The organism is Ruegeria sp. BC8 (assembly GCF_056535705.1).
Map to the genome: position 1 here is coordinate 369,165 of NZ_JBQFIV010000002.1, position 17,150 is coordinate 386,314.

The window sequence follows — 17,150 nt, forward strand, 5'->3', positions numbered from 1 at the left end:
ATCGTCTAGGCCGGGCGAAAGACGGCAGAACCGTAATGATCTACGAGGGCTTTGGGCCACCCATGCAAGCAGCCACATGACAATCACTGACTGGACCCAGCGGTTCCACGGAACCAGCCACCTGCCCGATGCGGTCCGCGCCCGGTTGCGCGCGGCCGCGCGGATCGTGAAGTTCCCGAACGGGGCCCAGGTGTTCGGGCCCGACAATGTGCCGGACAGCCTCATGTTTCTGTACGAAGGCCGGATCCGCGTTTCACAAAGCTCGGATACGGGGCGCGAAATCGTCTTGTATCGGGTCGAAGCCGGCGAAAGCTGCGTGCTGACCACGGCATGTATGCTGGCCGAAGAGGCCTATAACGCCGAAGGCATTGCTGAAACAGATGTCACCGCGATCGTCCTGCCCAAGCTTGCCTTCGACCGCCTAGCTGCGGAAGAGGACGCGTTCCGCGATTTCGTGTTCCAAGCCTATTCCCGCCGATTGATCGACCTTCTGCGTGTGGTCGATGACGTCGCCTTCGGCCGGATCGATGTCCGGCTGGCGGAACGTCTGCTTGCATTGGCCGATGCCGCGAACGAGGTGCAGGCCACACATCAACAACTGGCCAGCGAACTGGGAACCGCGCGTGAAGTTGTCTCGCGGGTGCTGCACGACTTCCAGAAACGCGAGTTGGTTTCGCAATCCCGGGGCAAGATAACGCTCACCGACACAACGGCTTTGCAGGCTTTGGCCCACAGCACCTGATTTTTCGGGAATCTTCTCGGCTTTCGTGACATTGTCACTGAAGAGACGCTCCTGGCGTCATATATGCCATTCAGAAACCTGAATATGGAGGGCGATATGACCAACAACGTCGGAACGATCGACCGCACGCTGCGCGCAGCTCTTGGGTTGGTCCTGCTGTACCTGGCACTCTTCAGCGGGCTGGCCCTGTTCGCCGCACCCCTTTTCAAATATGGCGCTGTGATCGTCGGCATCATCATGCTGTTGACCGCGACCATGAAATTCTGCCCAGTGTACACGCTTTTGGGCATCAAAACCTGCAGGACCAGATAATATGGAAACCGTATTCACGCCTTTTGCATCCTTTGGCGGCGGCCTGCTGATAGGCTTGGGCGCCGTGTTGTTGATGTTGGGCCTCGGCCGCATCATGGGTGCCACCGGGATCATGTCCGGTCTGGTCTTTCCTGACAGCGGGTCCGAGTTTTCCTGGCGTCTGGCGCTTGTTGCCGGAATGATCGTTGCACCGGGTCTGATCTACGTGCTGACCGGCACCATGCCGGCCATCGAGGTGCCGATCAGCCCGCTGATGATCGTGGTCGGCGGCGTCATCGTCGGTCTGGGCGCCAGCCTCGGCTCGGGGTGCACCTCGGGTCACGGAGTATGCGGCCTGTCGCGGTTGTCGACCCGGTCCCTGGTCGCCGTTCCGACCTTCATGGCAACTGCCGCCATCACGGTTTTCGTGATCCGCCACGTATTCGGAGGGTGAGGCAATGAAACTGTTCCATACGTTCCTGACCGGCCTTGTCTTCGGCACAGGCATCGCGATCTCGGACATGATGAACCCGGCCAAGGTGTTGAACTTCTTCGATCTGGCCGGAACCTGGGACCCCAGCCTCGCCTTCGTAATGGGCGGTGCGCTGGTGGTGACCTTCATCGGCTATCGCCTGGTATGGCGACGCGCCGCGCCGCTTTATGCGGACCGGTTCCAGATTCCGGGCGCAAAGCACATCGACATGAAGCTTGTCGGCGGCTCAGCCTTGTTTGGCGTGGGCTGGGGCATCGCAGGATTCTGCCCGGGCGCGGCAATTCCGGCCCTGGGCACCGGACGGTGGGAGGTTCTGCTGTTTCTGGGCGCGGTCACCGCCGGGCTGGCCTTGGCGCGCATTCTGCAAGGGCAACCATTGATTACACGTTCGGCCAAGGCCTGAGCGTCAGAGAGGAGGCACGATCATGACCGACCAAAAGGCAATCGACACCCACAACCAGAAAATGGCTGACGCAATCGCGACACCAATTTCCGCATATCCGGTGGATCTGAGCGTCAAACCCAAGGTTCAGGGCTTCTACGACGAGGCCACGGCTACGATCAGCTACATCGTTTCGGACCCGACATCCAACGCCTGCGCGATCATCGACAGCGTGATGGACATCGACTATGCCGCTGGCCGGATCACCTTCGAACATGCCGACCTGCTGATCGCCGAGATCGAAAAACAGGGCCTGAAATTGGAGTGGATCATCGAGACCCACGCCCATGCCGACCACCTGTCGGCGGCGCCCTACATCCAGCAGAAACTGGGCGGCAAGATCGGCATCGGCGAGAACATCAAGATCGTGCAGGAGGTCTTCGGCAAGATCTTCAACGAAGGCACCGAGTTCCAGCGCGACGGCAGCCAGTTCGATGCGCTGTTCACCGATGGCATGACCTACAAGATCGGCAACATGACCGCCTTCACCATGCACACACCGGGCCATACACCGGCCTGCATGGTGCATGTGATGGGCGATGCGGCCTTTGTGGGTGACACGCTGTTTATGCCCGATGGTGGTTCGGCCCGAGCCGACTTTCCGGGCGGAGATGCGGGAACGCTTTATGACTCGATCCAGAAGGTGCTGAGCCTGCCGGACGAAACCCGCCTGTTCATGTGCCACGATTACGGCCCCAACGGCCGCGACATTCGCTGGGAAACCACGGTGGCCGAGGAAAAGGCGCACAACATTCATGTGGGCGGCGGCAAGTCGCGGGACGAGTTCATCAAGATGCGCACCGAGCGTGACGCGACGCTGGCGATGCCGACCCTGATCATCCCGTCGATCCAGGTCAATATCCGGGCGGGTGACATCCCGACCGACAAGGACGGCAACCAGATGCTCAAGGTTCCGGTCAACAAGATCTGACCGCAGGAGACAACAATGGAAATCCGGAAGATTTCGGGCGCACTCTCGGTGTCGCCACAGGTAACGCTTGCCGATATCCCGGCGATCAAGGCCGCGGGCTTCCGCGCCATCATCTGCAATCGCCCCGACGGTGAAGGGTCCGACCAACCGACATTCGAGGAAATCGAGGCCGCTGCAGAAAAGCTTGGCATCGAAGCCCGGTACGTTCCCGTCCAGACTGGCCTGGTTCGGGATGAGGACGCGCAGGCCTTCGGTCAAGCCCTGACCGAACTGCCAGGTCCGATCCTGGCCTATTGCCGGACGGGCACGCGCTCGGCCACGCTTTGGTCGCTGCACGAGGCCGCGCAGGGCCGAGCCTTGCCTGACATACTGACCTCAACCAAGGCTGCCGGATATGACATGAGCGGCGTGGCCCGCCGCATCGCCAATGGCGGCAAGACGCCCACCGACACCGGCGACGCGTCCTTTGACGTGGTGATCGTGGGCGGCGGGGCAGGGGGCATCGCCACCGCCGCCAGCCTGCATGCGCGTAAATCCGACCTGTCGATTGCCATCATCGACCCGTCCGACGTGCACTATTATCAACCCGGCTGGACCCTGGTGGGCGGCGGCGTGTTCACGCCGGAACAGACGGCCAAGACCATGGGCGCGCTGATCCCGCGCGGGGTCAAATGGATCAAGGCCGCCGTGGCCGCGTTCGAGCCACAGAACAACGCCGTCATTCTGGATGGTTGCCGAGTGGTCAAATACGACCGTCTGGTGGTGACTCCGGGGCTCAAGCTGGACTGGGGTGCGGTCGAAGGGCTGGAGGAAACGCTGGGCCGCAACAGCGTGACCTCGAACTATCGCTATGACCTGGCGCCCTATACCTGGCAGTTGGTCGAAGGGCTGAAGGTGGGACGGGCGCTGTTCACCCAGCCGCCGATGCCGATCAAATGTGCGGGCGCGCCGCAAAAGGCGATGTATCTGTCGGGCGATGCGTGGGTCCGACGCGGGGTTCTGAAGGATATCGACATCCAGTTCATGAATGCGGGCGGGGTGCTGTTCGGGGTCAAGGACTATGTCCCGGCGCTGATGGAGTATGTCAGGAAATACGACGCCACGCTGAACTTCTTCCACAATCTGGTGGCGGTGGACGGGGCGGCGAAAACCGCCACGTTCAAGGTCGCCAAGCACGACGAGCAGCCCGAGCAGGTGACGGTCGAGTTCGACATAATGCATGTCTGCCCGCCGCAGGTGGCGCCGGACTTCATCCGGGTATCGCCGCTGGCAGATGCGGCGGGTTGGGTCGATGTGGATCAGTCCACGCTGCGCCACAAGAGCTTTGACAACATCTGGTCGCTGGGCGACGTGATGAACGCGCCGAACGCGAAAACCGCGGCCGCTGCCCGCAAGCAGGCGCCGGTGGTGGCCGACAACATCGTGGCCGATATCGAGGGCCGCGGCCCGGTGGCGGCCTATGACGGTTACGGCTCGTGCCCGCTGACGGTGGAACGCGGCAAGATCGTGCTGGCCGAGTTCGGCTATGGCGGTGTCCTGAAGCCCAGCTTCCCTAAGTTCCTGATCGACGGCACCAAACCCAGCCGCGCGGCCTGGGTCCTCAAGGAAAAGCTGCTGCCGCCGGTCTATTGGTCGGCGATGCTGAAGGGCAAGGAATGGATGGCCAAGCCCGAGCCGCTGAACGTGGCGGCCGAATAGGTCGCTAGGGCTTCTTGCCCTGCGCCATCCAACACCCGCCCTGTGCCCTCTTGAACGTGGAACCGATGCACAACCTGTTGCGATACTTGCCAATTCTGGATTGGGGCCGCCGGTATGACCGGGCGGCGCTGTCCAATGACCTGATCGCCGCGGTGATCGTGACGATCATGCTGATCCCACAATCGCTGGCCTATGCGCTGCTGGCGGGGCTGCCGCCCGAGGCGGGTATCTATGCCTCGATCGTGCCGATCATCCTCTATGCGATCTTCGGCACCAGCCGGGCGCTGGCGGTGGGTCCGGTGGCGGTGGTGTCGCTGCTGACCGCATCCGCCGTGGGGCAGGTGGCTGAACAGGGCACCGCCGGCTATGCGGTGGCGGCGCTGACACTGGCCTTTCTGTCGGGCGGGTTCCTGGTGTTGCTGGGTGTGTTCCGGCTGGGCTTTCTGGCCAACTTCCTGTCTCATCCGGTGATCGCGGGTTTCATCACCGCCTCGGGCATTCTGATCGCCACCAGCCAGTTGAAACACATCCTGGGGGTCAGCGCGCATGGCCATACCCTGCCCGAGATGCTGGGCTCTATCTTGGCGCATCTGGACCAGACCAGCGGGATTACGGTGGTGATCGGCGCACTGGCCACGGCCTTCCTGTTCTGGGTGCGCAAGAACCTCAAACCCGCGCTGCGGCGCATGGGCGTACCGCCGCTTTTGGCCGATGTGCTGACCAAGGCCGGGCCTGTGGTGGCGGTAGTGGCAACCACGATGGCGGTCTGGGCCTTCGGGCTGGACGCGCGCGGCGTCAAGATCGTGGGCGAGGTGCCCCAAAGCCTGCCTCCGCTGACCCTGCCGGGGCTGTCCTCGGACCTGATCGGCGCGCTGCTGGTGCCCGCCATCCTGATCTCGATCATCGGCTTTGTCGAAAGCATCTCGGTCGCGCAGACGCTGGCGGCCAAGAAACGCCAGCGCGTGGACCCCGATCAGGAACTGATCGGCCTGGGCGCGGCCAATCTGGGCGCTGCGTTCACCGGAGGCTTTCCGGTCACCGGCGGGTTCTCGCGCTCGGTGGTGAACTTCGACGCGGGCGCCGAGACCCCGGCGGCTGGTGCCTTCACCGCCATTGGGCTGGCGATCGCCGCGCTTTTCCTGACCCCGCTGGTCTATTTCTTGCCCAAGGCGACGCTGGCCGCGACGATCATCGTGGCGGTGCTCAGCCTGGTGGATTTTTCAATCCTCAAAAAGACCTGGGGCTATTCACGGGCCGATTTCACCGCCGTAGCCGCCACAATCGTCCTGACCCTGATGGCCGGTGTCGAAGCGGGTGTTGCCAGCGGCGTGGCGATCTCGATCCTGCTGCATCTGTACAAGACCTCGCGCCCGCATGTGGCCGAACTGGGGCTGGTGCCGGGCACTCAGCACTTCCGCAACATCCTGCGCCACAAGGTCCAGACCGACCCCACGCTGGTCACGCTGCGGGTGGATGAAAGCCTGTACTTCGTGAATGCCCGCTTCCTCGAGGACCTGATCCAGTCGCGCGTGACCGAGGGCTGCGAGATCCGCAACGTGGTACTGATGTTCTCGGCGGTGAATGAGGTCGACTTCTCGGCGCTCGAAAGCCTCGAAGCGATCAACCACCGCCTGCGCGACATGGGTGTCGGGCTGCACCTGAGCGAGGTCAAAGGCCCGGTCATGGACCGACTGAAGCAGTCGCATTTCCTCGACGAACTGAACGGGCAGGTGTTCCTGTCGCAATATGACGCCTGGCAAAGACTGACCGCGCCTGACCGGATCACGTGGGCCGCGGAATGAGTTCTGATCCCTGAGCCGCGTAATCATGATTATGTAAAGTTTACTCCTCACGCTTGATTGACGAATTGCAACCACGCATGATCCGTCAATGGGGTTCACGGTCAAAACATGGCTGAACGATCTTGGTCTGGGCCAATACGCAGAGACATTTGCGGAGAATGACGTTGATGCACGCGTATTGCCTCTGCTGACCAATGACGATCTCCGAGAGATTGGAGTCAGCCTCGGGCATCGCAAGGTCATTCTGGCTGCCGCCCGCGTCCTGTCTGATGAACACGCGCCCGAGCAACCCACATCTGACATCGCAGCAGCCGCAGCCAAAGCGCTGCTCGACTCGGATGGGCAACCGTCGCGCGCTCCGGCCGAGCGGCGCCATCTGACGGTCTTTTTTGCCGATCTCGTCGGCTCGACCGAATTGACCAACCGGATCGACCCCGAAGACATGCGGATCCTGTTGCAGAGATACCAGGATTCCGTCGCAGGTGCTGTCAGCCGGTATGGAGGATATGTCGCAAAATACCTTGGCGACGGGCTGCTGGTCTTTTTCGGGTGGCCCCGCGCCTATGAGGATCACGCCATTCGGGCCGTCAAAGCCGGTCTCGAAGCCGTGCGAAGGGTCCGGCAGATGACGACGCCCGACGGAACTCCACTCGCCGTGCGCATCGGCATCGCCAGCGGCGACGTGGTTGTCGGTGACGCGATCGGTGAAAACTCGTTCGAAGAAGGTGCCATGACCGGACCGGTGTTGAACTTGGCCGCCAGGTTGCAGGAAAAAGCCCCGGCAAACGCCGTCGTCATGCCCCGTGCAGACCTGACAGGGTCGTTGGATGGCGTGTTCGAGGTTTCATCCTTGGGCAGCGTGCCCCTGAAAGGCTTCGATGTCGCCCACGACCTGGTTCAGGTCATGGGTGAGCGCAGCGCCGAAAGCCGGTTCCATGCGGTTCGCGGGGATGGAGCCCACGGGTTCCTGATCGGCCGCAGTTTTGAAAAGGGCATCCTTCTGCAATCCTGGAAACACGCGCAGGACGGCAAAGGCGAAGTGGTCCTGCTGTCAGGCGAAGCGGGAATCGGCAAGTCGCGCCTGATCGAGGAGTTTCTGCAGGACGAAAGTGTGGTCCAAAAGGCCGACATCATCAGACTGAACTGCTCACCCTATCTGACCAGCAGCCCGTTTCACCCGGTTGCCGAACGGATTTCACAGGATGCGGGCGTCGACCCGGATTTTGACGACGACAGGGTGCAGGAGAGTGTTCACGCCATGCTGGCCCAGCGGCAAGGACTGGATCTGGACCTTGTTCTACCTGCCTTCGCCGCTTTGGTCGCCCCGCGCAGCACCTTGGCCCAGCAGGTCCTGCAACTGTCGCCCCAGGAACAGCGAGACCTGACGATCCAAGCGCTGGTCACCACGGTAAAGGCCCGGGCCGTCCAACGTCCGGTCATCCTGTTTGTCGAGGATGCCCATTGGATCGACGCCTCGACCCACGCGTTGCTGGATCGTTTCAAAGCGTTGTGCGTCGACCTTCCCCTTCTGATCGTGATCACGCATCGCCCCGGCTGGGAAATGCAGAAGACCGAAGGGGACAGCCATGTGCAAACCCTGCACCTAGGGCGACTTGATGCCGAGCAGGTCGCCCATCTGGTGCAACGTGTCTCGGGACGCGATCCGGATCCGGAATTGGTCGACCTGATTGTCGACAAAACCGACGGCGTGCCGCTTTTTGTCGAGGAACTGACCCGCGCCATACACGAAACCGGCGGGGTCGGTGTGAACGTGCCCGCGTCCCTCAGCGGAGCGTTGATGGCCCGGTTGGACGCCGTATCGCCCGACGCCAAACAAACGGCTCTTGCCGCGTCGGTTATCGGGCGCGAGTTCGAACCGGCTCTGCTTGCCGCGTCGATGCCGGAAGCCCCGGCAGAGCTCGACACTTGTCTGGCTGAGCTGTGTCGCGCTGGACTGGTCTTTGAAAGCGGGCACCACAAAGGGCACTATGTATTCCGCCATGCATTGATCAGGGACACCGCCTATCAGTCCATGCTCAGCAGCACGCGCAAGGCCCAACACGCCAATGTCGCCCGCGCGCTGATGCAGTTGCGGTCGGCCGAGATTGAACGACGCCCCGAGTTGGCCGCCCGGCACCTGACCGAGGCCGAAGACTGGGCTGCCGCCTATGACCGGTGGCGCGCTGCGACGGAAATGGCTCTGTCACGGTCGGCCAGCCAGGAAGCCCTGGCCAATGCGACGGAAACCCTGAAGGCCGCGCAAAAACTCGGCGACGAAAAAAGTCCTCAGACGATCGTTGGAAACCTGCTGCTTGGGCGCAGCTACGACAGCGCAGGCAGGTTGCCGGAAGGCATCGCCAAACTGAAGGAAGCTTCGGACGCCGCCCGGCACTCCGGCCGGACGGACCTTGCTGCCGACGCGGCGCATCACTTCGCCGATTCATGCATGATGGCCGGTCAACGGCACGGCCAGGCGATCAGCCTGTGCTTCGAGGCATTGGACAGCCTGCCGCCGACAGATGAGGTTCGGCGGTGTCGTCTGATGGCCCAGATCGCCCGCGCCTACATGTTCATCGGCGACTTTGCCGAGGGCACTAAATATGGCCAGCAATGCATGGAACTGGCCGCCCGGCTGGGCGATCACAAATCCCGGTTCGCCGTCATGATGACCCGCTTCGGCGCTCCCTTCGTGGCGCGCCAGGGCGAAGATCGGCTGAACTGGCGCAAGAACCTCGAATCCATGCACGAAGTGGCGGAAAAGCTTGGAAACATCGATCAGGGTCGCGACCGTACCCTGAGCCTGTTTGTCGGTGCCGAAATGGCGGACCGCCAGTTGGTCGACACCTCGTTGAAACTGCTGACCGAGATCTCGGACAAGGACAACCACCGACAGCTGTACTGGGTCCAGATCCATGCCCGTGCAATGGTGGCCATCCTGGATGGCGATTTTGAACGCGCCGAGACCTATGCGAGCGAAGCCGTCAAAATCGGGCGGCAGACACACGGCGCCCATGTCGAGGGTGTCTACGGCGTTCAGATGTTCACCATCCGGCGCGAGCAGGCCCGGTTGCATGAAGTGGCCCCTGTGATCAAGCGGCTCATGTCCGACAGCCCCGGCGAAACCAGCTGGAAACCCGGATTCGGCCTGATAGCCGCCGAACTGGGGTTTCGCGAGCCCGCCGAGCGTATTCTCAATGAGATCGCGGACACCGGTTTTGACCTGCCTCAGGACGCGATGTACTCGACCACGCTGTCCTATCTGGCGGATATCTGCGTCGCGGTCGAGAACACGCACCATGCCCAAACGCTGATCGACAAGCTGCTGCCCTACCGGGACCTGACGATCACGGCCGGCGCGACAACCGTCTGCACCGGATCCGCGGCCCGGCGGCTGGGAGCGCTGGCCGCCGCGTTGGGTGATTGGGACACCGCCGACGAGCTGTTCGAAACCGCGATCCAAGTGGACACAGCGATGGCCGCGCCGCCGTGGATCGCCCACAGCCAAGCCGCGCGCGCCTGGGCTCTTCGCCGTCGCGGTCGCGCTCAGGATCTGCGCTCAGCCCTGTCGCTTGAGGCCGAAGCGTTGGCAACTGCCCGGGAATTGGGTATGGTTTCCCTTAGGTCAAAACTTGAAGGATCCGCGTCTTAGACTCCGAGCACATGCGCAGGGGGGTGCATAATGCCAAGGTACATCATCGAACGGAACTTCGCCGAACAGCTTGAGCTTGGCGACGATGACAAGGTAAAGATCAAGGAAATCAACGACGAAGAAGGAATCGAGTGGATTTTCTCGTTCCTGAGCGCGGACAAGCGAAAAACCTATTGTCTATACGAGGCGCCGGACGCGGAAAGCCTGCGCAAGGCGGCAAAGCGTCTGAACATTCCGGCTGACGTCATCACGCCTGTTGATCGGATCGATCCCGGTATCTTCGCCTGACACGACCAAATTTGCATTGCGCGCCCTTCGCTCGAATGGGCCGCACAACCCATTGCCCGAGGCAGCACCGCAGGAAACCTGTCCACCTGATCTGGAGGACTGATCATGTTTGACCTGATAACGCTGAACGGCAGCACCAAATCCGTGGACCAAGACGCGCTGGACGCTTTGGACGCGTCGCTGCGTGGATCCGTCTTTCTTCCCGGCAGCCCCGAATACGATAGTGCCCGCACCACCTGGAACAGCATCGTCGACCGCAAACCCGGCTTTGTGATCCGGGCGCTCGGAGCCAGCGATGTGCAAAAGGCCGTGAATTTCGTGCGCGAAGCGGGGCTGATCATGTCCGTCCGCTCGGGCGGGCACCAAATCGCCGGACATGCCGTGGCCGATGATGCGGTGATGCTGGACCTGTCGCAGATGAAATCGGTGCATGTCGACCCGAAGGCGCGCACCGCGCGTGTGGCGCCGGGTGCGGTTCTGGGTGACGTGGACCGAGAGACGCAGGCGCACGGGTTGGTGGTTCCGACGGGCATCAACTCGACCACCGGGATCGCCGGGCTGACACTGGGCGGCGGCTTTGGCTGGACCACGCGCAAGTTCGGTATGACCATCGACAACCTGATCTCGGCCGAGGTGGTGCTGGCCGATGGCTCGATCGTGACCGCATCGGAAAACAGCCACCCGGACCTGTTCTGGGCCATTCGCGGCGGTGGCGGCAATTTCGGCGTGGTCTCCTCGTTCGATTTCCGCCTGCACCCGCTGGGGCCGCAGGTGTTGTCCGGCCTTGTGGTGCATCCGATCGAGCAGGGCCCCGCTCTGCTGCCCGAATACGCGCGGATCGCTGACACTGCGCCTGACGAGTTGACGGTCTGGACGGTGATGCGCAAGGCCCCTCCCCTGCCCTTCCTTCCCGAAGACTGGCACGGGCGCGAGGTGCTGATCTTTGCCGCCTGCTATGCAGGTCCCATCGAAAACGGCGAAGCCGCGATGGAGCCGCTGCGCGCCCTCGGGGACCCGATCGTGGACGTAATCTCGCCGCACGCCTTCGTCGACTGGCAGGCCGCTTTTGACCCCCTGCTGACCCCCGGCGCGCGAAACTATTGGAAAAGTCACGATTTTGATGCCTTGCCCGCGGATGCAATCGCAGGGCTTCTGGACAGTATCTCGACCCTTCCGGATCCGTCCTGCGAGGTATTCATTGCCCATGTCGGCGGTGCGATGGCCCGGGTCGAGGCTGCGGCGACAGCCTATCCGCAACGCTCGGCCCATTTCATCATGAACGTGCACACCCGTTGGGAAGATCCGGCCAAGGATGACACCTGCATCGCCTGGGCACGCGCGCTCTATGACCGCATGACGCCGCATGCAACCGGCAGTGCCTATGTCAATTTCATGCCAGCGGACGAGGCCGATCATCTGTCCGGCGCCTACGGGGCCAATGCCACGCAGCTGTCGCGCATCAAAGGGCGGTACGATCCCGGCAACCTGTTCCGGGTGAACCACAACATTCCACCCGCGTGACGGCTTGAACTTCTTGCGGGGTTTGGCATAGACCGCGACCAACTGGACAGGGTCGGCGGGCAACACTACCGTGGGCCCGACATTCCCAACAGGAGACCCAGACTCATGTCCAAGATGCTTTCGATCGCGGCCGCAACCCTTGCGTTCACCGCAACTTCGGCCCTTGCGGACGGGCAGTGCGCCGCGGGCAAGACCCTGACCGAGGGCAAGTTCACCGTGGCCACCGGAAACCCGGCCTATTACCCATGGGTGATGGATGACGCGCCCGAATCCGGCCAGGGCTTTGAAGCCGCCGTCGCCTATGCCGTGGCCGAGGAGATGGGCTTTGCCGCAGATGACGTGGTCTGGGTCCGGTCATCCTTTGACGAGGCGATCCAGCCCGGCGCAAAGAATTTCGACGTGAACATCCAGCAATACTCGATCACGCCCGAGCGCGATCAGGTCGTTGATTTCTCGGCCCCCTATTACACCGCGCCGATGGCGGTTCTGGTCAGCGCAAACGCCGTTGAAACCCCGCCCACGCTCGAGGCGCTGAAGGGCCTGCAATGGGGCGCGGTCGGGTCGACCACCGCAGTGCCGAAACTGGCCAGCGTGATCCAGCCGGATGCGGACCCGCTGCTCTATGGCGACAATGCCGATGTGAACGCGGCCATGACCGCCAACCAGATCGACGCCGCGCTGTTCGACCTGCCTACCGCCCTGTTCCTGAGCGCGGTGATGATCGAAGGGTCCAAGGTGATTGGCCAGTTCCCTGCCGATCAAGGCGACAACCCCGACCAGTTCGGCATGTTGATGGAGGAAGGCAACCCGCTGAAATCCTGCGTGGATGCGGCCATCGCCGCGCTGAACGAAAGCGGCAAGCTGGCCGAGATCGAAGCCAAATGGCTGCAGGACACGACGGGCGTTCCGCTGATCAAGTGACATGACACAGAACAGAACGGCGGGCCCGACCCGCCGCGAACTTTTTGAGGCGCAGCAGCGGCGGCGGTCGATCCGGATCGCCGCGACCAGCACCGTTCTGGTCGTCGTGGCGCTGATCGTGCTGGTACCGCTGGCGCCGGGCTGGGCCAAGGTCCAGCAGAGCTTTTTCAACGGCGAAGTCCTGGTCAAGACCTTCCCGAAACTGCTCGAGGCCTTCAAGATCAACGTGATGATCTTTGCCTGGTCGGCGCCCGCGATCGCGGTGCTGGGGCTGCTGATCGCGCTGGCCCGCGACACCAAATCGCCCGCGCTGTTCCCGTTGCGCATCTTCGGCGCGGCTTTCACCGACATCTTCCGTGGCGTGCCGGTGATCCTGACCGTCTATCTGATCGGCTTCGGCATTCCCGGCTTGGGCCTGACCCGGCCATGGAACTCGCCCTATATCTGGGGATCGCTGGCGCTGATCCTGACCTATTCGGCCTATGTGGCCGAGATTTTCCGCTCGGGCATCGACAGCGTGCATCACAGCCAGCGCGCCGCCGCCCTGTCGCTGGGCCTGACCGAGGGTCAGGTTATGCGCGATGTGGTACTGCCGCAGGCCGTCCGCAACGTCGTGCCCTCGCAGATGAACATGCTGATCGCGCTGCAAAAGGACGTGTCGCTGCTCAGTTTCATCGGCCCGGTCGAGATCTTCCGCCAGGCGGGCGTGTTCAAATCGCTGCTGGCGAATTTCACGCCTTACGTGGGCGCGGCGATCATCTTCCTGATCGTGACAATCCCGGCGACGCGCTACGCCGACCACCTTATGGCCAAGCAGATGCGGGAGCGGCGTTGATGTCGAAACTGAACCTGCGCAACGTCGTCAAACGCTTTGGCGACCGCACCGTCTGCGACGGCATCGACCTGACCGTGGACCAGGGGCAGATGGTCTGCCTGATCGGCGCCTCCGGGGCGGGCAAATCCACCGTTCTGCGCTGCATCAACCTGCTCGAGCCGATCGAGGATGGTGAGATCCTGCTGGACGGGGTCGACATTTCGGTGCCGGGTCTGGATCCGCAATCGGTGCGCGCGCGCATCGGCATCGTGTTCCAGAGCTTCAACCTGTTCCCGCACATGACGGCGCTGGACAACGTGATGCTGGCGCCGCGCCGCGTGCGCGGCCGCACGCGCGCCGAGCTGCTGCCCCAGATCGAAGAGATGTTCGAACGCTTCGGGCTTGCCGACCGGATGCACAACTATCCCGACCAACTATCTGGTGGACAGCAGCAGCGCGTCGCCATCGTGCGCGCCCTGGCCATGCAGCCCGAGGTGATGTTGTTCGATGAGATTACCTCGGCTCTGGACCCGCAATTGGTGGGCGAGGTTCTGGACGTGCTGCTGATGCTCAAACAGCAGGGCATGACGATGGTGATGGCCACGCACGAGATGGGCTTTGCCCGGCAGGCCGCAGACAAGGTGTGTTTCCTGCAGAACGGCCGCATCGTCGAGGAAGGCCCGCCCGAGCAGCTGTTCGACCACCCGCAGCAGGACGCCACACGGCAATTCCTGGTGCGCGCGCTCAAGTAAACGCCGACGTCGGATCAGCAATTCAACATTGCACGGGCCGGACGCCAACTTCGTGCTAGACTCCAGCGCATTGCCATATGCTGCTGGAGGTTCGGAATGCGTCTTTTGTCCCTGTCTGCCGTGAGCGTTGCTGCCGGTCTGACCCTCGGCAACATGGCTTTGGCCCAACAGATCGCGGACACGATCTATACCGGTGGTCCGATACTGACGATCGATGACGCCAGGCCCACGGTACAGGCGGTCGCGGTCAGGGATGGGCGGATCATCGCGGTAGGTGAACTGGCCGAGATGCGCAGCCACCAGGGCGACGACACAACGATCTTTGATCTGGACGGGCGCGCAATGCTGCCCGGTTTTGTCGACAGCCACGGCCACGTGGTCATGGGCGGTTTGCAAGCCTTGTCGGCGAACCTGCTGGCCCCACCGGATGGCAAGGTCACCGACATTGCCAGCCTGCAGGCGGCGTTGTCCGCGTGGGCCGAGGCCAATGGTGACACGGTCAAAGCGATGGGGATGATCATCGGCTTTGGCTATGACAACGCACAACTGGCCGAACTGCGCCACCCTACCCGTTCCGAACTGGACGCGGTATCGCGCGACGTTCCGATCATGATCATCCACCAATCGGGCCATCTGGGGGTGGGCAATTCCAAGGCACTTGAACTGGCCGGGATCACCGCAGAAACCGAGAACCCGCCCGGAGGTGTGATCCGAAAGGACGAGGCCGGCGAGCCGAACGGCGTGCTGGAGGAATACGCATTCTTCGGCGCCTTGGTGCCCCTGCTTGGCGCTGTCGGCGAAGACGGGCTGCAGACTTTCGCGCGCGCCGGCAGCCGGATGTGGGCGCGCTTTGGCTACACCACCGCGCAAGAGGGACGCTCCTCGGGCGCGGTGGTTCGGGCCCTGCGCCGGGTGGCCGCGGACGGCGACCTTCCGATCGACGTCGTGGCCTTTCCCGACATTCTGGAATCGCGCGATTTCATCGCGTCGGACGCCTCGCGCACCTATGCCGACCGGGTGCGAGTCGGCGGGTGCAAGCTGACAATCGACGGCTCGCCGCAAGGATTTACCGCGCTGCGGGATCGGCCCTACTACGATCCGGTCGGGGATTACCCGCCCGGCTATGCCGGATACGCCGCCATCACGCGCGAGCAGTTGCAGGATGCGGTGAACTGGTGTTTCGAGAACGGTCACCAGATCCTGACCCATTCCAATGGCGAGGGCGCCACGGATATGCTGGTCGCCGCCATCGACGAGGCGCGGCTGACCTATGGCGATCCGGGCAACCGGCCGGTTCTGGTGCACGGTCAGTTCCTGCGCGAGGATCAGGTGGCCAGCCTCAAACGATTGGGCGTGTTCCCGTCGCTGTTTCCGATGCACACCTTCTACTGGGGCGATTGGCACCGCGACCACACGGTCGGGCCGGTCAATGCCGACAACATCTCGCCGACCGGCTGGGTGACCGAACGCGGCATGATGTTCGGTACGCATCACGACGCGCCTGTAGCGTTTCCCGACAGCATGCGGGTTCTGGCCGCAACGGTCACCCGGCGCACCAGGTCGGGCGACATCCTAGGCCCTCACCAGCGGGTCGATGTGATGACAGCGCTCAAGGCCATGACGATCTGGCCGGCATGGCAGCATTTCGAGGAAGACCAGAAGGGCTCGATCGAAGTGGGTAAGCTGGCCGATTTCGTGATCCTTTCGGATGACCCGACCGCGGTCGACCCCGAAACGCTGGCCCAGCTTCGGGTGCTGACCACCATCAAAGAGGATGCGGTGATCTTCGACGCCGATACGGCGGTCAAGGAGGGACGACTGGACCGACGCCCCCTTGCCCCCGACCCGGTGACGGCACATCTGCTGCTGCATGCGCTGTATCAGGGCATGGATGTCGAACGGCCTTGGCTGGCGAACTTCACGCAGCCCTCGACCGAATGAATCGGCTTTCCGAGGTGGGGCAATAGAGATACCGTCGCCACATGGTGCTGTTTCTGAGCCTTTTTGCGGCAATCGCCGGTCTGGTGGTCTGGTATTTCTGGTCGAAGTCCAGGGCCAGGGCCGCGCTGCTGCTAACACCGCTGAGCGATGAGGAGCGGCGAACCATCCATGCGATGGTGCCGATCCTCGAGCGGTTGCCTGCCAAGTTGCGCGCCACTTTGGAAGGCAAGATCAACCTGTTCCTGAATCAGGTCGATTTCATCGGCTGCGACGGGCTGGAGGTCACGGACGAGATGCGTCTGTCGATCGCCGCACAAGCTTGCCTTTTGGTCGTCAACTCGGACCAATGGTACGACAATCTGACGACGGTCCTGATCTATCCCAATGCCTTCAAGTCCCGCCAACAGCGGCACAGCGGCTATGTCGTGACCGAACAGGAGATCATCCGTACCGGCGAAAGCTGGGACCGGGGGCCGGTGATCCTGTCCTGGGCGCACAGCCGGCAGGGCGCGGCAAACGATCATGACGGACACAACGTCGTGTTTCATGAATTCGCGCATCAGTTGGATGATCTGTCCGGCGGCACCAACGGCGTGCCCGTACTGGCCAAGGGTCAAAGCTATGCCGAGTGGGAACGTGTTTTTCTGGCCGCGTATGACGCGCATCTGCACGCGGTCGAGACAGGCCGGCGCACTGTGATCGACCCCTATGGCGCCACGGGACACGAAGAGTTCTTTGCCGTCACGGTCGAGCTGTTCTTCGAACGCCCCGAGGCCCTCAGGGAAACCGCGCCCGAATTCTATGGGCAGCTGTCCAAATACTTCCGGCTGGATCCAATCGAATGGCCGAAACCTTCGTGATCCGT

At 62.7% G+C, this 17,150-nt stretch carries 15 protein-coding genes; all 15 read left to right on the top strand.

Annotated elements, in window-relative coordinates; genetic code table 11:
• Nucleotides 1-76: 76 nt before the first annotated feature.
• The 15 genes from ACR3EK_RS18895 (at nucleotide 77) to ACR3EK_RS18965 (ending at nucleotide 17,145) form a co-directional block, all read left to right on the top strand.
• Entirely contained in the window at nucleotides 77-742 is a 666-nt protein-coding gene (locus ACR3EK_RS18895; protein WP_480634245.1) for a Crp/Fnr family transcriptional regulator, read from the top strand.
• 96 nt (nucleotides 743-838) lie between these two features.
• Nucleotides 839-1,054 carry a YgaP family membrane protein gene (locus ACR3EK_RS18900; RefSeq protein WP_170421196.1) on the top strand — a complete coding sequence of 72 codons (216 nt, stop codon included), beginning with the start codon at nucleotides 839-841 and terminating at the stop codon, nucleotides 1,052-1,054.
• A gap of 1 nt (nucleotide 1,055) precedes the next feature.
• A complete protein-coding gene (locus ACR3EK_RS18905; RefSeq protein ID WP_480634246.1) occupies nucleotides 1,056-1,487 on the top strand; it encodes a YeeE/YedE family protein in 432 nt (143 codons plus the stop codon).
• A gap of 4 nt (nucleotides 1,488-1,491) precedes the next feature.
• Nucleotides 1,492-1,929: a DUF6691 family protein gene (locus ACR3EK_RS18910; RefSeq protein ID WP_480634247.1), complete on the top strand. Its 438-nt coding sequence runs from the start codon at nucleotides 1,492-1,494 to the stop codon at nucleotides 1,927-1,929.
• 85 nt (nucleotides 1,930-2,014) lie between these two features.
• Nucleotides 2,015-2,899, top strand: a complete 885-nt coding sequence (locus tag ACR3EK_RS18915; protein WP_170341794.1) for an MBL fold metallo-hydrolase — start codon at nucleotides 2,015-2,017, stop codon at nucleotides 2,897-2,899.
• A gap of 15 nt (nucleotides 2,900-2,914) precedes the next feature.
• Complete coding sequence (locus tag ACR3EK_RS18920; protein ID WP_480634248.1) at nucleotides 2,915-4,597, top strand: bifunctional protein tyrosine phosphatase family protein/NAD(P)/FAD-dependent oxidoreductase; 1,683 nt, start codon at nucleotides 2,915-2,917, stop codon at nucleotides 4,595-4,597.
• Nucleotides 4,598-4,662: 65 nt separating this feature from the next.
• Nucleotides 4,663-6,399: a SulP family inorganic anion transporter gene (locus tag ACR3EK_RS18925; protein ID WP_480634265.1), complete on the top strand. Its 1,737-nt coding sequence runs from the start codon at nucleotides 4,663-4,665 to the stop codon at nucleotides 6,397-6,399.
• Between the two features lie 88 nt (nucleotides 6,400-6,487).
• The gene (locus tag ACR3EK_RS18930) at nucleotides 6,488-10,048 is read left to right on the top strand and encodes an AAA family ATPase (protein ID WP_480634249.1); all 3,561 of its coding nucleotides are present in this window, start codon (nucleotides 6,488-6,490) and stop codon (nucleotides 10,046-10,048) included.
• A gap of 30 nt (nucleotides 10,049-10,078) precedes the next feature.
• Nucleotides 10,079-10,336: a DUF4242 domain-containing protein gene (locus ACR3EK_RS18935; RefSeq protein ID WP_093963294.1), complete on the top strand. Its 258-nt coding sequence runs from the start codon at nucleotides 10,079-10,081 to the stop codon at nucleotides 10,334-10,336.
• 105 nt (nucleotides 10,337-10,441) lie between these two features.
• Nucleotides 10,442-11,857, top strand: a complete 1,416-nt coding sequence (locus ACR3EK_RS18940) for an FAD-binding oxidoreductase (protein ID WP_480634250.1) — start codon at nucleotides 10,442-10,444, stop codon at nucleotides 11,855-11,857.
• 105 nt (nucleotides 11,858-11,962) lie between these two features.
• Nucleotides 11,963-12,778, top strand: a complete 816-nt coding sequence (locus ACR3EK_RS18945; RefSeq protein WP_480634251.1) for an ABC transporter substrate-binding protein — start codon at nucleotides 11,963-11,965, stop codon at nucleotides 12,776-12,778.
• Between the two features lies 1 nt (nucleotide 12,779).
• Nucleotides 12,780-13,613 carry an amino acid ABC transporter permease gene (locus ACR3EK_RS18950; protein ID WP_480634252.1) on the top strand — a complete coding sequence of 278 codons (834 nt, stop codon included), beginning with the start codon at nucleotides 12,780-12,782 and terminating at the stop codon, nucleotides 13,611-13,613.
• Entirely contained in the window at nucleotides 13,613-14,344 is a 732-nt protein-coding gene (locus ACR3EK_RS18955; RefSeq protein WP_480634253.1) for an amino acid ABC transporter ATP-binding protein, read from the top strand. The genes ACR3EK_RS18950 and ACR3EK_RS18955 overlap by 1 nt, the downstream gene beginning before the upstream one ends.
• Before the next feature lie 96 nt (nucleotides 14,345-14,440).
• On the top strand, nucleotides 14,441-16,285 hold the full coding sequence (locus tag ACR3EK_RS18960; protein WP_480634254.1) for an amidohydrolase: 1,845 nt from the start codon (nucleotides 14,441-14,443) through the stop codon (nucleotides 16,283-16,285).
• Between the two features lie 41 nt (nucleotides 16,286-16,326).
• Nucleotides 16,327-17,145, top strand: a complete 819-nt coding sequence (locus tag ACR3EK_RS18965) for a M90 family metallopeptidase (protein WP_480634255.1) — start codon at nucleotides 16,327-16,329, stop codon at nucleotides 17,143-17,145.
• The last annotated feature ends 5 nt before the right edge of the window (nucleotides 17,146-17,150 follow it).

What these genes read in the sequence shown, in the direction of transcription:
- ACR3EK_RS18930 (WP_480634249.1), top strand. Translation starts at nt 6,488, where the DNA reads ATGGGGTTCACGGTCAAAACATGGCTGAACGATCTTGGTCTGGGCCAA.
- ACR3EK_RS18925 (WP_480634265.1), top strand. Translation starts at nt 4,663, where the DNA reads ATGCACAACCTGTTGCGATACTTGCCAATTCTGGATTGGGGCCGCCGG.
- ACR3EK_RS18900 (WP_170421196.1), top strand. Translation starts at nt 839, where the DNA reads ATGACCAACAACGTCGGAACGATCGACCGCACGCTGCGCGCAGCTCTT.
- ACR3EK_RS18920 (WP_480634248.1), top strand. Translation starts at nt 2,915, where the DNA reads ATGGAAATCCGGAAGATTTCGGGCGCACTCTCGGTGTCGCCACAGGTA.
- ACR3EK_RS18965 (WP_480634255.1), top strand. Translation starts at nt 16,327, where the DNA reads ATGGTGCTGTTTCTGAGCCTTTTTGCGGCAATCGCCGGTCTGGTGGTC.
- ACR3EK_RS18895 (WP_480634245.1), top strand. Translation starts at nt 77, where the DNA reads ATGACAATCACTGACTGGACCCAGCGGTTCCACGGAACCAGCCACCTG.
- ACR3EK_RS18910 (WP_480634247.1), top strand. Translation starts at nt 1,492, where the DNA reads ATGAAACTGTTCCATACGTTCCTGACCGGCCTTGTCTTCGGCACAGGC.
- ACR3EK_RS18955 (WP_480634253.1), top strand. Translation starts at nt 13,613, where the DNA reads ATGTCGAAACTGAACCTGCGCAACGTCGTCAAACGCTTTGGCGACCGC.
- ACR3EK_RS18935 (WP_093963294.1), top strand. Translation starts at nt 10,079, where the DNA reads ATGCCAAGGTACATCATCGAACGGAACTTCGCCGAACAGCTTGAGCTT.
- ACR3EK_RS18940 (WP_480634250.1), top strand. Translation starts at nt 10,442, where the DNA reads ATGTTTGACCTGATAACGCTGAACGGCAGCACCAAATCCGTGGACCAA.
- ACR3EK_RS18905 (WP_480634246.1), top strand. Translation starts at nt 1,056, where the DNA reads ATGGAAACCGTATTCACGCCTTTTGCATCCTTTGGCGGCGGCCTGCTG.
- ACR3EK_RS18950 (WP_480634252.1), top strand. Translation starts at nt 12,780, where the DNA reads ATGACACAGAACAGAACGGCGGGCCCGACCCGCCGCGAACTTTTTGAG.
- ACR3EK_RS18945 (WP_480634251.1), top strand. Translation starts at nt 11,963, where the DNA reads ATGTCCAAGATGCTTTCGATCGCGGCCGCAACCCTTGCGTTCACCGCA.
- ACR3EK_RS18960 (WP_480634254.1), top strand. Translation starts at nt 14,441, where the DNA reads ATGCGTCTTTTGTCCCTGTCTGCCGTGAGCGTTGCTGCCGGTCTGACC.